This is a genomic window from Photorhabdus noenieputensis (genome assembly GCF_018448935.1).
GTDB classification, from domain to species: domain Bacteria; phylum Pseudomonadota; class Gammaproteobacteria; order Enterobacterales; family Enterobacteriaceae; genus Photorhabdus; species Photorhabdus noenieputensis.
Genome location: NZ_RCWC01000052.1, coordinates 1 through 14,228 on the forward strand (window position 1 = coordinate 1; position 14,228 = coordinate 14,228).

The window sequence follows — 14,228 nt, forward strand, 5'->3', positions numbered from 1 at the left end:
TGACCAGCAACTGGCCGAACGACACCTACGGCCATATCGACGTCAAGGGTCGCTACCGCGTCAAATTTGATTTTGATCTGGATGAATGGCCGCTGGGCGGTGAAAGCCTGTGGGTGCGCTTAGCCCGGCCGTATGCCGGTAAAACTCACGGTTTTCACTGGCCGCTGATCCAGGGAACCGAAGTGGCGATCGCGTTTGAACAGGGGAACCCGGACCGGCCCTACATCGCCCATGCGTTGCATGACTCCCGGCATGAAGACCATGTGACTCTCTACAACTACAAACGCAATGTGTTGCGCACACCGGCCAACAACAAACTGCGCATGGACGATGAGCGCGGCAAAGAGCACATCAAACTGAGTACCGAATATGGCGGGAAAAGCCAGCTCAATCTGGGCCATCTGGTGGATGGAAAGCGACCGCATCCCAATAAGCGTGGCGAAGGGTTTGAGCTGCGCACCGACGACTGGGGCGCTATCCGGGCCGGGAAGGGGCTGTTGCTGAGTACGCATGCACAGCCTAAAGCCAATGGCAAACAACTGGACATGGATGAAATCAAACGCCAGCTTGCCGATGCTTTGTCATTGGCGGAATCGCTCTCCGATCTGCTGCAAACGGCACAGATTGATCCGCTGGATAGTGATACCCAACAGCATTTTCTACAACGGAATGTCGAGCAATTGCGGGAACCGGTGATTGTCGCGGGGGCGTTAGGCGGCATTGCGCTGTCAACACCGCAGCATATTCAGCACAGCGCCAGTAAAAACCTGATGATGACTGCCGGTGGCAACACCGAAATCTCGTCATTGAAACGTATGGTACTGGCGGCAAAAAAATCAATGGTGGTTTTTGTGCATGAGCTGGGCATGAAACTGGTTGCGGCGGCCGGGAAGATTCAGGTGCAAGCCCAAACTGATGGGATTGAAGTCGTTGCCAAGAAAGGTGTGACTATCACCAGCAGTGATGACGAAATCCTGATCTCAGCTAAAAAGAAAATCACTTTGCAGTGCGGTGGCTCTTATCTGACGCTGGAACCCGGCAAGATTGAACACGGTTCTCCGGGCGATTTTAACGTCAAAAGCGCGAATTTCGATTATACCGAACCGGCAAAACTGGACGTGCCTTATCCCCATTTTACTGCCTGTGACGTGATGGTTGCCGAAGCGACCGATCAGGGTGACGCGACGGTGCCATTAGGCTAAGGAATTGATGATGACTGATTATCTGACTGAACCGCTGGCATTTGCCGAGCATCAATATGCGCTGATTGATCGCGTGGTTGTACAACAGTTGCCGGAAGCATTGCCGGTGATTGAAGTTGTTTCACCGCTGCTTGCTCCTCAGGCGCATTTGTATCCCTGGCTGTTGCCGTTGCATGAATTGCCGTCTGATGTTTGGTTCCGTCTTCTCAATGAAGCGCGTCTGAAAACAGATCCTAACTCGCCGCCGTTTCTCACTTTATTGCTTAAAAGTGATTTATCTCCGGCGGCAATAAAAAACGTGCTGGTTAATGCCTTGTATCTCAAAGAGAAACAGCAGGGGCATATCCTGCGTTATTACGATCCTCGTGTCCTGTTTCATTTGCACTGGATGATGGGGCCTTGGGTATTTTCCCGCCGGATTGCCTCGGATGACATTACTCACTGGACATTCTGGCTGGAGGGTAACTGGCATACGCTGGCCTTCCCGGAGAAAGTCCGTTACCAGCAGGGGGAAACGTCGGCGTCATTTGCTCAAATTCAGCGTATTGGCCTGATTAATCAGGTATTGGCTCAGTTGCCGGTGACGTCTGATCTTGCGCAGCGGCAGACGCTTAGCCGTCGTATTGATGCGCTATTTGATATCGCCATGACGCAGTGGTCATTGACCGATAAACAGGATCTGACGGCTTTTGCGTTACATGGCGTCACCCTAAATGACGAGTTTCATCAAGCGCCGAGAATGAAAGAGCTGTTGGGCCGGTGCCAACATGTCACCGGGTACTACCAGCGTATCACCCGTAGCTGGACGGATGAACAGTGGCAGGAAATGACCAGTAAAGTGCGTTACCTGCAACTCTAGCCGATGGAATGATGAACGATGAACTTTAAGAAACATCGATTATCGCTAGCGACGCGAACGGAACGTTGCTGGGCCGTCTTAACCCGGAAAACCTGAAATAAATTGTGTGCAATGATAGGAGATTTATTGTGAATAACCCTGGCTGTAATTTTTGTACCCGTGAGGGACTGCCTGTTTTACTTGTTCGTCCTGCCATCAAGGCGCAGGGTGATGGTGTGCCGGATTTGCCGGCGAGCATACAGATGCCGGTAGAGAGAAAAGGCGAAACGGGCTATACCACCCGTCTGTTGCGTGCAGGCTTTTTGTATATCTGGGATGAGCTGGTCAATGGCTGGATCAATTATTACGTGACTGATGAGGGATACTACTATCTTCTGCCCGCCGATGGCAAAGTCCCGCCGCGTCTAGCCAATGGTGAAATGAAACCTTGCATTGATGAGCCAGATGAGTTGGCGCGTGCTTCGTTGGTGACATTACCGGTGTTGCCGAAGGGGTTGACAAACAAAGCCTTTTGGCTGGCCTGGTCGGCGGTGCAGTGGACGGATGCGGTACGTAAGAAGCATGAAGATCCGGTATATCGTGCGCAATATATGCAGCGTTTTGATATGGAAAAATGGCTGAACTGTGGAGAGGGGGAGAATGCGCTGCCGTTCTCGTCACTGAGGGATACCGTAGCGGAATATCATACGCAGATAGATACCAACCGGCGTATTGCCGATTACACCAGCTCTCATTGGAATGGGAAATGGTTATTTGAGCCGGACAATCTATGGTGGGCTGTCAGAGAATTGCTGCCAGACAAAGGCGTCATACTGTATCTGTCTGATCCGGTTGCTGTGGTGCAGGATATTACTGCGCTGGCGAATTATCGGTTAAAGACGCAGTTTCATGAAAATCCACACTACATCAGAGGAGTTGCGCTTTCGGCTTCGCTAAGCACGCTGAAAGAGGTGTTGTGCCGACAGTTTGAACGGGATCAGCTAAAATCAGATGAAACGCTCGAAAACCAAATACGATACGGTTACTACACTACTGGCGGATTATATATACCGGGTAATCAGGAGCTTGCAGAAGCCGGGCATCAATTAAACAATTCGGTATTAAAACGGCTGGTACGGGAATATTGGTCAGATTACGAGAAGTACATTGATCGTGATAAAGAAAAAGCGTTTATGGATCGGTTCACCACCGATCTGACGCGGTATGACAACACCATTATCTCGCCGATGACCGAAATGTATCTGGACTGGCTGAAAAGCCAGCTCCTGCTGGATTATTTTGACCATAACTTTGATAGCACGGACGATTATAGCGGTGCGCTGTTTGTGCAGTCGGTCCATGATTGTGTTGCAGGCATGCAGGATAAACTGGGGGCCTCCCGTTATTTTCAAGAGCAGATGATGAGCACCACCATCACGCCGGATAATCTGCTGTTACGTGCGCTGGTGATGAACAGTGATAAAAGAATAGAGCAAATTCACGGAGTCTTAAAGACCGGTGGAAACTACGGATCTCTCGCCTGGGATAAAATACCGGATGGGCTTAAAGACATCGCTGAGCACTTCGATGGACCGGTTTCGCTCACAATAGAAAAATACCTGAATGAACTGAGCAGCACTTTGTTTGCAGTGATGAATAAAGCAGTGGAAAAAGTGCCACTTCCTGCACTGGTCGTATTAGCTAAACTGCATGGCAAGGAATTAAAAGTCATTAAGTTCGTCGGAAAACGTAAACATTTTATCAGTGCGGTGGTCGCTGTGACCAGTGAGCTGGGGGATCTGAAACGGCGTCCTTCCTCAGATCAGCTTCGTCACTACGTTGACATTGAAATGCGTCGTTTGAAGATTGATGGCTTGCCGATGGAGGGGGATCAGGAGTTCAACTTTATTGTGCTGGCAGACGCAGGTGAAGCGGAAAAGACCTTGGCTTTACCGGAGGCGGAACGGGCTAAGTCTTTGGTGAAAACCTTGCATTCTGTCGATGAGATCCGGGCGGAACTGTTTCCGGGGACGTTACTTACAAAACTGGCGCAGTTACAGGCCAGTTCTGTCAAGAGTGCTGCCAAGCAATTGGCAAAAGTTCCGCCCTTTATCGGCTGTACCTTCTCTATGGTGTTGCAGATTTCCGCATTGCGTGCGGCTGGATGGCCAGAAGGTAAGACTGAGGCATGTACCCGGTTTGCGGCGGATCTGGTCGCTGCAATGGGGGCTATTGCTGAAACCTGTGAGCGGCTGTTGAACCATTTTCAGGTACTCAGGTTAAAGCCTCTATTGGGTTCTATCTTGGGGGAAAATTTACTGACCAAAGTACTGTGGGGCTTTAAGGTAGTGAAAATCTTTGGCGCTTGGGCCGGGATCGTTGGTGTGGTGTGGGATATTTATCATGTGATAGATGAAATCGCTTTTAAAGGCAATATGGACTTGGGAATTGCTTACCTGGTTTCGGCAATAAGTGGAGGATTCCTGTTTGTTGCTGCGATCAAATTAATTACTTTAGGTCCGTGGGGGATCATTTTGGCTTTGGTGTTTTTCTTTGGTGCCAATATCTATTTGGAAATGAAGAAGAAAAATGAGATCCAGAAATGGTTGGTGGCCTGCTTGTGGCGCAAAATTCCGGCAGGTGAAAAGGATATTTCTGCTATCTGGCCAGATAGCAGAATGGAGCTGGATGCGTTTAATAAATTAATGACTTCGGCGGAGGCATAATTATGCAAGGAAATGGCTTGTATACCCCTTATAAATTGAATCGTCCTTTAACTTGGGAAGAAAAAGATGATCAACTTTGTCAGGGAAAACCGACTCAGCTAAACAGTAAATATGGTCAGTATATTGTTGATTACAATACGGTGATCCGTATGAATTCCACTTATATGGAAACGGTAGATAAATACTATGAGGATAAGGGATTCGTTAGTTCGCTTACTGCGACGTTTTTTTTAGCCTGTTTTGGATTAACACTATATGCTTATGGTGGAATGGCTTATCAATATATTGTTTATAAAGAAATAGTCCCTTCTTTATTTGGGATTTTTATACTGACAGTATTTCTTGCATTTATGCTCTATTTTAGTGGCAAATTTACTCTAAAAGAGTGGTTTGCTACAACACACTACCCAATCCGTTTTAACCGCAAAACTCAGATGATCCATGTTTACCGTTTTAATGGCACGGTATTATCGGTTCCCTGGAAAGAGGTGTTTTTTACTCTGACAGTAGGAGGTAGCAAGTGGCTGGAATGGAGTATCGACGGCCATATTCTGGCAGACGATCAGGAAACGGTATTAGAGACATTTAGCCTTGGGATTTCTGGTTTACGAGACATGTTACCGGGTTATTGGGAATTTATTCGTTGCTATATGGAGGAAGAGTGCTTACAGGAGCAGGCGGATATTATTTCTTTATGTCCTCCCATTGAGAAACAGAAAGAAAGTTATATTTTTGGATTACAGTATCTGATGCGGATGAATTCTCGTTTAAACTGGCTTTTTGGAATCGTAAAGCTGTCATTTGATCTAATTACCAGTGTTGCCCGTTATATTGCTATGCAGACCAGCAAAATACCGCAATGGACTCAAGAAGTGGAAGAGGCTTGTCAGGTTGATCCTGATGACCCAATTAATGTCAGTGCAGCGAATAATCCCGTGCATTTATGGCGTTATGTTTTGGCGAATCAGACGCGGGAAGAACGTCAGGCATTATATGACCGCCAGTTATCGGCATATACCCGTTTGCAAGAGAAAATTGCAATGGCGCATTCAACTTCGGCGGAGGCGTAATTATGAAATGGAATATTTTGTATAACCCTTATAAATTGAATCGTCCTTTGACTTGGGTAGAAAAGCATGATCAACTTTGTCAGGGAAAACCGACTAAGATAACCGCTAAATATGGTCTGTATATTGTTGATCACGATACGGTAATACGTATGAATTCTACTTATATGGAAACGGTGGATAAGTATTATAGAGAGAAGGGATTTGTTAGTTCTCTTCATGCAACGTTATTTTTGATTAACTTAGGATTATCGTTATATTTCACTATTATTATGATTTTACAAGGTTTCAATGGAAATTATGAGATCTTAACGGGTTTTTTTATTTATCAAATGGTTGCTATGTTTATTTTCTATTTAAGTGGCAAATTTATCTTAAAAGAGTGGTTTGCCAAGACACACTATCCAATTCGATTTAACCGCAAAACCCAAATGATCCATGTTTACCGTTTTGATGGCACAGTATTATCGGTTCCCTGGAAAGAGGTGTTTTTTACCCCAACAATAGGAGGTGGTAAGTGGCCGGAATGGAGTATCAGCGGCCATATTCTGGCAGACGATCAAGAAACGGTATTAGATACATTTAGTCTGGGACTTTCTGGTGATTTGGAATTGATGCCGGGTTATTGGGAGTTTATCCGTTGTTATATGGAGGAAGAGTGTTTACAGGAACAGGCGGATATTATCGCTTTATGTCCTACCATTGAGAAACAGAAAGAAAGTTATATTTTTGGATTACAGTATCTGATGCGGATGGGTTCTCGTTTGGCCTGGCTTTTTGGATTGGTAATGATGCCAATTTTTCTAATTACCAGTGTTGCCCGTTATATTGCTATGCAGACCAGTAAAATGCCGCAATGGTCCCAAGAAGTGGAAGAGGCTTGTCAGGTTGATCCTGATGACCCAATTAATGTCAGTGCAGCGAATAATCCCGTGCATTTATGGCGTTATGTTTTGGCAAATCAGACGCGGGAAGAACGTCAGGCATTATATGATCGCCAGTTATCGGCATATACCCGTTTGCAAGAGAAAATTGCAATGGCTCATTCAACTTCGGCGGAGGCATAATTATGAAATGGAATATCTTGTATAACCCTTATAAATTGAATCGTCCTTTGACTTGGGTAGAAAAGCATGATCAACTTTGTCAGGGAAAACCGACTAAGATAACCGCTAAATATGGTCTGTATATTGTTGATCACGATACGGTAATACGTATGAATTCTACTTATATGGAAACGGTGGATAAGTATTATAGAGAGAAGGGATTTGTTAGTTCTCTTCATGCAACGGTATTTTGTTGTTTCTTAGGAATGGCTTTATATTTTACTGGAGAAACGATCTATCTATCTATTTTGAATGGAGCAATTAAAGAAAATACATTAATAGGGTTTATGATTATGATCCCTGCAACTGCGTTTTTTTTGTATTTCAGTGGCAGGTTTATCTTAAAAGAGTGGTTTGCCAAGACACACTATCCAATTCGATTTAACCGCAAAACCCAAATGATCCATGTTTACCGTTTTGATGGCACAGTATTATCGGTTCCCTGGAAAGAGGTATTTTTTACCCCAACAATAGGAGGTGGTAAGTGGCCGGAATGGAGTATCAGCGGCCATATTCTGGCAGACGATCAAGAAACGGTATTAGATACATTTAGTCTGGGACTTTCTGGTGATTTGGAATTGATGCCGGGTTATTGGGAGTTTATTCGTTGTTATATGGAGGAAGAGTGTTTACAGGAGCAGGCGGATATTATCGCTTTATGTCCTCCCATTGAGAAACAGAAAGAGAGTTATATTTTTGGATTACAGTATCTGATGCGGATGGGTTCTCGTTTGGCCTGGCTTTTTGGATTGGTAATGCTGCCAATTTTTCTAATTACCAGTGTTGCCCGTTATATTGCTATGCAGACCAGCAAAATGCCGCAATGGACTCAAGAAGTGGAAGAGGCTTGTCAGGTTGATCCTGATGACCCAATTAATGTCAGTGCAGCGAATAATCCCGTGCATTTATGGCGTTATGTTTTGGCAAATCAGACGCGGGAAGAACGTCAGGCATTATATGATCGCCAGTTATCGGCATATACCCGTTTGCAAGAGAAAATTGCAATGGCTCATTCAACTTCGGCGGAGGCATAATTATGCAAGGAAATGGCTTGTATACCCCTTATAAATTGAATCGCCCTTTAACTTGGGAAGAAAAAGATGATCAACTTTGTCAGGGAAAACCGACTCAGCTAAACAGTAAATATGGTCAGTATATTGTTGATTACAATACGGTGATCCGTATGAATTCTACTTATATGGAAACGGTAGATAAATACTATGAGGATAAGGGATTCGTTAGTTCGCTTACTGCAACACTGTTTTTTTGTTGCTTAGGAATGGCCTTATTTTCTATTGGTTACACAATTTACCAATATATAAAAGGAGATCATGAAATTCTGTTAAGCCTTCTAATTTGTCTACCTGTTATATCTCTGTTTGTATATTTCAGTGGCAAATTTACTCTAAAAGAGTGGTTTGCTACAACACACTACCCAATCCGTTTTAACCGCAAAACTCAGATGATCCATGTTTACCGTTTTAATGGCACGGTATTATCGGTTCCTTGGAAAGAGGTGTTTTTTACTCTGACAGTAGGAGGTGGCAAGTGGCTGGAATGGAGTATCGACGGCCATATTTTGGCAGACGATCAGGAAACGGTATTAGAGACATTTAGCCTTGGGATTTCCGGTTTACGAGACATGTTACCGGGTTATTGGGAATTTATTCGTTGCTATATGGAGGAAGAGTGCTTACAGGAGCAGGCGGATATTATTTCTTTATGTCCTCCCATTGAGAAACAGAAAGAAAGTTATATTTTTGGATTACAGTATCTGATGCGGATGAATTCTCGTTTAAACTGGATTTTTGGAATCGTAAAGCTGCCATTTGATCTAATTACCAGTGTTGCCCGTTATATTGCTATGCAGACCAGCAAAATGCCGCAATGGACTCAAGAAGTGGAAGGGGCTTGTCAGGTTGATCCTGATGACTCAATTAATGTCAGTGCAGCGAATAATCCCGCGCATTTATGGCGTTATGTGTTGGCAAATCAGACGCGGGAAGAACGCCGAGCATTATATGATCGCCAGTTATCGGCATATACCCGTTTGCAAGAGAAAATTGCAATGGCTCACTCATCTACGGATAAATAAAGGCAAGCACATGAACGAAATTATTGCTTACAACGCGGCTATTTGTCCGAATAAAATCCCTGCGGAGGTGTAATTATGAAATTAAAAAGATTGTATATCCCTTATTGCTACTGGTTTTTATCTTTGTTATGTTGAAATTGAGGTAATATAATGGCGAATATGGTGTTGCCTCGGAGTATTCCTGTATTTTACTTGTGTCTGAATTTAAAAGCAGAACTCATTCATCAATCACTGAATAGAACTCAGGTAAAAGTAGTTCGATAGCGTGAGGTTAAAAGTTAAGAAAGCAAGACAGTAAAAAGCGAAAGGAATAATCATTAAGTTATCCCAAGAAAGGGAAAATTGAAATTAACAATGCGTTAATGGTTTCCGCTCGCCTGAAAGAAAGCTTGTGTAATACAAGAGAGACCGTAAGTTTAGTTAAAATGATTGATTGGAGTTCTTATGAAAAAGTTGAGTATAGTCCTGTGGTTAGGTTTGATTATTGATTTGATAGCTATCGGAGGGTTTTTTTATTATTTGCAGTTACAACAGGCAACTCAAAATGGTTTAAATTATCAGGATCAAGAGACTCTTAAGGAGCTTTATCCTATTGCTCAATTGATAGCGATTGCTATTGCGATACAGATGGTCAGTGTATTATTCCTTTTCGTTCATAAAAAGCTGGCACTCTTTTTGGCTATGCTTTCTGGTTTTATGACGCTTCCGTTGGGGTTTGTTTATATCATCGGTTTTCTTTTTAGTTATAACAATTTTCGCTTTGATGGGTTTCCGCTATTTAAATTGGTAAATAAAAAGCAACTTTCCCCTTACCTTCATTTCCGTCAGGAACGTTTTTATATCGTTGCGGTCATATTAGGGGTGGCTGCTATTATTCAGTTAAGTGCAGAAGTATCTATGGGGTACATAGGTTATGAAGCACCTATGGGGAAAGTGTTAGCTGGTGCTGCAATCGTATCTGCTTTTAATGGTATTCGCCTTGCTTTTCGACCAGTGTTAGGTATTTACGGCGATCAATTGGTTATTACACCTTCTGCATTTAGCAAAACGTATCAGGTAGGTTGTGAACAGGTGATAATGAAGGAAAAAGGTAAAAATATTATTAGTTTTATTATCCAAACTAATTCATTAAAGGAAGTAGTAAATATTAGTCGTAATCTTATTGAAATAGTTGATGCATATGCCGGTGTTGATGAAATTAAAAAAAGGTTAACACAACAAGGGGCTATAGAATGAAAGGCATTATCCGTATTCACGATAAAACCACTCACGGTGGTCAGGTGCTGAGTGGTTCGCAGAAAATGAAATTCGGCGGTCTTGGCGTTGCACGTAAAACCGATCCGGTTTCCTGTCCGAAACACGGTAATACCACGATTATCGAAGGTCATCCCACGCTAAAAGATAACGGCCTGCCGGTGGCCTTTCATGGTCATCGCTGTGGTTGCGGTTGCACGCTGATTACCTCTTTAAACACTGCGACAGTGAGTTAATGTATGCCCGTAGATATGAGTGCTATTCCTATACCGGCAGAGCGTAAACCGGGGCCGATGATAAAACGCTGGCTGATTGCACTGATGATATTTATATCATTGGGTGGTTGCGCCACGGTTGTGTACTGGCCCGCCGGTGTGCCAATTCATACCCCTTGGTTCTGGTGCTGTTTTCTGGTTTTCCCATTTCTCGCCTGGGCCGGTGCTTTTGGCATCAGGTGCTTGTGTTACCAAATCTGCCAGATATGGTCTGATAGTTGGGATTATGAGCGTGAGGTCTGTTTATATCAGGAGACACAGCGAGGTCAGCGACATTTAAATGTGCTGGCTCATGTGGTGGAGCTTCCGCAAACAGTAATGACCGGCTCACTGGCGACACAGTTAATGACACAAAAGGCTGTATTACCTTCGTGGGTGGATATGGCTCATGGTCAGGTTGTGCGTCAGATACGTTTCGATATGCCAGAACGTCCGAGCCGTGAGCGGCTTTACGAAAAAATGGCGGCGTTGTTAGCTGATGAGACACTGACCACTGCATTGCGTCAGTTACCGGTTAATTATACGGTTTTCTCGTCGTTACAAATTGATGCGGGTGTAGATGCGGCGGAATATGAAGCTGTCTGGCAGTCAGTCTGGGAAGCTTCGGGCATCAGTGCTCCGTTATCAATATTGCCGGGAACGGGGCTGGATATTATTGATAGCTGGCTGGATATCTCCCGCCATAATGCCGTTTTGCTGATAGTCGCTATTCGGCTTGCGACAGAAGTGATGGACGGGCAAGGTGATGCTGACGTTGCGTTATTGCTGAATTCAACATCCGTTCGCCAATCTACTCTGTTCATACCACAACTTGAACCGCTCTCTGCGGTACAAGCCATCATACACCGGCCTGAACCAACCCGGGATGATGACATGAAATATGCATTGTCGCAGGCGTTGCTATGGGCTGATATTCCGGCCGACTCAATTCATCAACTGTGGTTCTCGGGCATGGGCTGCGATAACCAATCTCAGGCGATATTTACGCCATTCATTGATCAATTGCCCAATGTGGGGAAACAGACGGAAAGGCAGTGTGATATTGACGTGCAAACCGGTTTCACCGGCATAGCTTCCCCTTGGTTAGCGGCGGCCGTTGCGATTGATGCCGTAACCACCCAAAAGCAGGCGCAATTAGTCATGAGCACGCCTGCGCCAGATAGGCTTATTCCCTGGTTTATGGTGATTAAACCAGTAGAAACACTGGAGGCAGTATGAAGAAATATATGACGTTATTCTGGGGTATTTTTGGATTACCGCTGGTGCTGATAACCGTTTGTAGTCTGATGATATGGTTTAAGCCAGCGTGGTTAAACATACAGGGGCAGCCGTTATTAGAAAAACAACTGGCATTTCAGTGCTATGTATTGATTGCCAGTGTGCTGTTTTTGTTGATTTCTGTTCTGATAACGCGCTTGTTTGTCCATGATGCTCGTACCGCATTTCGTTACTGGCGGCGACAAAGTGAGGTCCCTGAAACGGTATCTGCATCGCCTGAACCTGACCCGGCATTCGGAGAACTGACCCGCCATTTGCGCCGTCGTTATGGTTCTTTCTGGCGGTTTAAGGTACGGATTTTAATGGTCACAGGTGAACCGGAACAAGTGGAAGCCATTGTCCCCGGGCTGACAGCTCAGCACTGGCAAGAGGGCGAGCACAATCTATTGCTGTGGGGCGGCAGTTTACAGGTTCAGCCGGATAAAGCGCAGTTACAGGCGTTGCGCCAATTGCGTCGCCGTCGTCCGCTGGATGGGGTGGTGTGGGCGATGAGCGAAGACCAGCTTGGCCAGCGGACGCAGATAGAGACCGCGCTGCGCATGCTGGAGAAACAGGGGCGACAGCTTAGCTGGCAGGCACCGGTGTATGTGTGGAATGTGCGTCACAGCGACTGGGACCAGCGCGACCGGCCAACCCAGACTGTGGGCTGTTTTCTGTCCGGGGAGTATACGCCTGAGATGCTGGCGCAGAGCCTGAACAGCCTGATACCCACGCTGGCGAACCGGGGCATGGAACAGGCGATAGCGGAAAACCGTCACGATTTTCTGTTGCGACTGGCGCAGTCTTTGCGGGATGAGGGGGTAACACGTCTGGTCCGGCAGTTGACGCCGTTGCTGGACCGGCCGCCGATAAAGTTGTCGGGGGTGACGTTCAGTTTACCGCTGCCGGTGCCGTCAGGGATGGTGGAGCATGGCTGGCTGGTGGATACCAGTTGGGGCGGGGTGCTGGAGCATGTGCGCGATAGCCGGGGGCAGGCGGTGGGTTTTCCGTGGGAGAAAAGCGCGCAGTGGGGGGTGATAGCGCTGGCGGCGTTGTGGGGCGTGGGCAGTGTGACCTCGTTTTGGGTTAACCGGCATCAGATAGCGGTGAGCCGTGAACGCACCAGCGCGGCCAGCGACCGTCAGGGAGATTTATCGGCCCGTCTGCTCAGTCAGCATGGGCTGCAACGGGAGATTGACCGGTTGCAGTCCCAGTCAGAGCGGGGAGCGCCCTGGTACAGCCGGTTCGGGTTCAATCAGAATGAAGCCTTACTGAAAGCGATGTGGCCGGTGTATCAGCGCAACAATGCCGAACTGATACGTGATGCTGCTGCCCGGTTGCTCCATCAGCGCCTGACGGAACTGGTGAATCTGCCGGCGGGCAGCGCACAGCGTCATCAGCGTATCAAATCGGCCTACGACCAGTTGAAAGTGTATCTGATGATGGCGCGGCCGGAGAAAGCGGATGCGGCGGTGATGAGCCGGGTGTTGATGGCGGACTGGCCGCACCGGGTCGGGGTGACGGATGGCTTATGGCAAAACAGCGGCGAGGCGTTACTGACGTTTTATGCGGAGAACTTACCGCGCCACCCGGAGTGGAAAATCCGCGTGGATAGTGAACTGGTCAGTGAAGTGCGTCAGATACTGCTCAATCAGTTGGGGCAGCGTCATGCGGAAACCATGCTGTACCAGAAGATGCTGCAACAGGTGGCCCACAGTTACGGGGATTTAACCCTGGCGCAGATGACCGGGGCCACGGAGGCGAGTCGCCTGTTTACCACCCGTCAGGTAGTGCCGGGGATGTTTACCCGTCAGGCATGGGAAGGTCAGGTACAAAAAGCGATAGCGCAGGTGGTGGCTTCCCGGCAGGAGGAGATTGACTGGGTGCTCAGTGATGGCCGTCAGCCCGTATTGAAAGCGGTGTCCCCGGCGGAGCTGAAAGCCCGGCTGACAGCGCGTTACTTTACCGACTTCGCCGGGGCGTGGCTGAACTTCCTCAACAGCCTGCGCTGGCATAAAACCCGTAACCTGTCCGACACCATCGACCAGTTAACCCTGATGGCGGATGTACGTCAGTCCCCGTTGATTGCCCTGATGGATACGCTGGCTTATCAGGGGGAAACCGGACAGCCGGGGGCGGCATTGGCGGATTCGCTGGTGAAATCGGCACAAAACCTGTTCCAGAACAATAAACCGTCGGTGATTGACCAGACCCGGCTGCCACCGGGGCCGCTGGATAACGCGTTTGGCCCGTTATTGGCGCTGATGGGCAAAAGTACAGAGGAAAACGGGCTGACGGCGGACCCGTCACTGAGTCTGCAAACCTTCCTGACGCGGGTAACCCGGGTGCGTCTGGCATTGCAACAACTGGCGAATACCGATGACCCCCCGGCGGTGATGGAAGCGCTG

At 46.9% G+C, this 14,228-nt stretch carries 11 protein-coding genes; all 11 read left to right on the forward strand.

Translation table 11 applies throughout. The annotated features are described in order from the left end of the window. The coding region (locus EAE91_RS22225; protein WP_214090363.1) for a DUF2345 domain-containing protein at nucleotides 1-1,202 on the forward strand (1,202 nt) is incomplete at its 5' end. Between the two features lie 10 nt (nucleotides 1,203-1,212). After that, nucleotides 1,213-2,061 (forward strand): DUF4123 domain-containing protein, encoded by an 849-nt coding sequence (locus tag EAE91_RS22230; protein WP_214090364.1) that lies wholly within the window; start codon nucleotides 1,213-1,215, stop codon nucleotides 2,059-2,061. 128 nt (nucleotides 2,062-2,189) lie between these two features. Beyond that, nucleotides 2,190-4,766 carry a T6SS effector BTH_I2691 family protein gene (locus EAE91_RS22235; RefSeq protein ID WP_214090365.1) on the forward strand — a complete coding sequence of 859 codons (2,577 nt, stop codon included), beginning with the start codon at nucleotides 2,190-2,192 and terminating at the stop codon, nucleotides 4,764-4,766. Nucleotides 4,767-4,768: 2 nt separating this feature from the next. Continuing rightward, a complete protein-coding gene (locus EAE91_RS22240; RefSeq protein WP_214090366.1) occupies nucleotides 4,769-5,836 on the forward strand; it encodes a DUF6708 domain-containing protein in 1,068 nt (355 codons plus the stop codon). Nucleotides 5,837-5,838: 2 nt separating this feature from the next. Continuing rightward, complete coding sequence (locus tag EAE91_RS22245; RefSeq protein ID WP_214090367.1) at nucleotides 5,839-6,900, forward strand: DUF6708 domain-containing protein; 1,062 nt, start codon at nucleotides 5,839-5,841, stop codon at nucleotides 6,898-6,900. A 2-nt stretch (nucleotides 6,901-6,902) separates the two neighbouring features. Continuing rightward, nucleotides 6,903-7,973, forward strand: a complete 1,071-nt coding sequence (locus EAE91_RS22250) for a DUF6708 domain-containing protein (protein WP_214090368.1) — start codon at nucleotides 6,903-6,905, stop codon at nucleotides 7,971-7,973. Nucleotides 7,974-7,975: 2 nt separating this feature from the next. Beyond that, nucleotides 7,976-9,034: a DUF6708 domain-containing protein gene (locus EAE91_RS22255; RefSeq protein WP_214090369.1), complete on the forward strand. Its 1,059-nt coding sequence runs from the start codon at nucleotides 7,976-7,978 to the stop codon at nucleotides 9,032-9,034. A 444-nt stretch (nucleotides 9,035-9,478) separates the two neighbouring features. Beyond that, nucleotides 9,479-10,270, forward strand: a complete 792-nt coding sequence (locus EAE91_RS22260; RefSeq protein WP_214090370.1) for a hypothetical protein — start codon at nucleotides 9,479-9,481, stop codon at nucleotides 10,268-10,270. After that, nucleotides 10,267-10,524, forward strand: a complete 258-nt coding sequence (locus tag EAE91_RS22265; RefSeq protein ID WP_036779522.1) for a PAAR domain-containing protein — start codon at nucleotides 10,267-10,269, stop codon at nucleotides 10,522-10,524. Before EAE91_RS22260 ends, EAE91_RS22265 begins: the two co-directional genes overlap by 4 nt. A gap of 3 nt (nucleotides 10,525-10,527) precedes the next feature. Next, a complete protein-coding gene (locus EAE91_RS22270; RefSeq protein WP_214090371.1) occupies nucleotides 10,528-11,781 on the forward strand; it encodes a hypothetical protein in 1,254 nt (417 codons plus the stop codon). Further along, nucleotides 11,778-14,228, forward strand: a 2,451-nt coding sequence (locus EAE91_RS22275; RefSeq protein ID WP_244868989.1) for an ImcF-related family protein, incomplete at its 3' end; no start/stop codon positions are given. The genes EAE91_RS22270 and EAE91_RS22275, both read left to right, overlap by 4 nt.

Bases quoted from the DNA above. Each gene is read 5' to 3' on its own strand.
- EAE91_RS22230 (WP_214090364.1), top strand. From the start codon at position 1,213: ATGACTGATTATCTGACTGAACCGCTGGCATTTGCCGAGCATCAATAT.
- EAE91_RS22265 (WP_036779522.1), top strand. From the start codon at position 10,267: ATGAAAGGCATTATCCGTATTCACGATAAAACCACTCACGGTGGTCAG.
- EAE91_RS22240 (WP_214090366.1), top strand. From the start codon at position 4,769: ATGCAAGGAAATGGCTTGTATACCCCTTATAAATTGAATCGTCCTTTA.
- EAE91_RS22245 (WP_214090367.1), top strand. From the start codon at position 5,839: ATGAAATGGAATATTTTGTATAACCCTTATAAATTGAATCGTCCTTTG.
- EAE91_RS22260 (WP_214090370.1), top strand. From the start codon at position 9,479: ATGAAAAAGTTGAGTATAGTCCTGTGGTTAGGTTTGATTATTGATTTG.
- EAE91_RS22270 (WP_214090371.1), top strand. From the start codon at position 10,528: ATGCCCGTAGATATGAGTGCTATTCCTATACCGGCAGAGCGTAAACCG.
- EAE91_RS22255 (WP_214090369.1), top strand. From the start codon at position 7,976: ATGCAAGGAAATGGCTTGTATACCCCTTATAAATTGAATCGCCCTTTA.
- EAE91_RS22250 (WP_214090368.1), top strand. From the start codon at position 6,903: ATGAAATGGAATATCTTGTATAACCCTTATAAATTGAATCGTCCTTTG.